Origin of the sequence: Mesorhizobium intechi, from assembly GCF_002879535.1 — a bacterium.
GTDB classification, from domain to species: Bacteria; Pseudomonadota; Alphaproteobacteria; order Rhizobiales; family Rhizobiaceae; genus Mesorhizobium; species Mesorhizobium intechi.
Genome location: NZ_PNOT02000374.1, coordinates 1 through 1,389, shown reverse-complemented (window position 1 = coordinate 1,389; position 1,389 = coordinate 1). Strand labels below are relative to the sequence as shown.

Sequence of the window (1,389 nt, the reverse complement as noted above, 5' to 3'; positions counted from 1 at the left end):
CTCATGGCTATGGCGCAATGGTGGAAATAGACGCCCAGCGCCAGTTCCGGTGCGTGATGAAGATTGCCGAAGGATTTCATATAGTTGGCGAGCGCGAAGTTGCGATACCCGGTGGCACGTTCGGACGCTGCGACCTCACGGTCGATGATGATGCTCTCGTCGTCGGCGAGAAACTGGATGAACCGCAGGATCTCGCCGATCGCCTCGCGCGGCTGATGGCCGGCAAGCAGTATATCGGAAATAACGATGGCGCCGGCATTGATGAACGGATTGCGCGGAATGCCGTTCTCGTGCTCGAGCTGGACGATCGAGTTGAATGGATTGCCCGAAGGCTCGCGCCCGACCCTTTTCCACAGCGCGTCGCCGACATTGCCGAGCGCCAGCGTCAAGGTGAACACCTTGGAGATGCTCTGGATCGAAAATGCCTGGTCGGCATCGCCGGCCACCAGCACGCTGCCGTCATTGGTGACGGCGGCAATGCCGAATTTCCTTGGATCGACCTTGCCCAATTGCGGAATGTAGGTGGCGACATTGCCGCGATCGGTACGCTCGGCCATTTCGGCGGCGACTTCGGCCAATGCCTGATCAAGTTTGGGGGCCTGCTCGAGTCCCGGCATGGCGCTACCTCAACCAGCGTTCGATGCGTGCCATCGCCTCGACCATGTCGTCGTGGCTGCCGGCATAGGAAAACCGCATCGTGCGATGTCCGGCCAGGGTGTCGAAGTCGCGGCCGGGCGTCGCCGCCACATGCGCCTCGGCCAGCATCTTGCGCGCGAAGGCCATGCTGTCGTTGGTGTGGCGGGTGACATCGCAGAATGCATAAAAGGCGCCGTCCATGGGCGCAGCCAGCGGGAAGCCGAGTTCCGGCAGGCGTTTCATCAGCAGTTCACGGTTCCAGGCATAGCGCCCCTTGACCGCTTCAAGCTCTTCGGTCGCGGCAAACGCTTCGATAGCGGCGACCTGCGACAGTTCCGGTGGCGAAATGTAGAGGCTCTGGGCGATGCGTTCGACCGGCCGCACCAGCGCTTCCGGCAACACCATCCAGCCTATGCGCCAGCCGGTCATGCAATAGTATTTCGAGAAGGAATTGATCACCGTGACGCTGTTGCCGAAGGCAAGTGCGGTGATGTCGGGCGCACCATAGGCCAGGCGGTGGTAGATCTCGTCGGAAATGACGGCGATGCCCAGTGCCTCCGCGGTCTCGACCAGCGCCGACAGTTCGTCGGCCGGTATGACCGCACCGGTCGGGTTGGCGGGACTCGCGAAAAGCACCCCCTTCAGCGGCTTCTCGCGGTGCGCGGCCTCCAGATGGCCGGCATGCAGATAGGCTGCGTCGCCAAGTTCGATCTCGACCACTTCGATGCCGAGTGCCGCCATGATGTTGCGATA

General features: G+C 62.1%; 2 protein-coding genes. Both read right to left on the bottom strand.

All coding sequences use genetic code 11. The features are described from left to right. Nucleotides 1-617, bottom strand: a 617-nt coding sequence (locus C1D09_RS31615; RefSeq protein WP_143977865.1) for a glutaminase, incomplete at its 3' end; no start/stop codon positions are given. 4 nt (nucleotides 618-621) lie between these two features. Then, a partial coding sequence (locus C1D09_RS31610; RefSeq protein WP_143977864.1) for a pyridoxal phosphate-dependent aminotransferase occupies nucleotides 622-1,389 on the bottom strand: 768 nt, incomplete at its 5' end.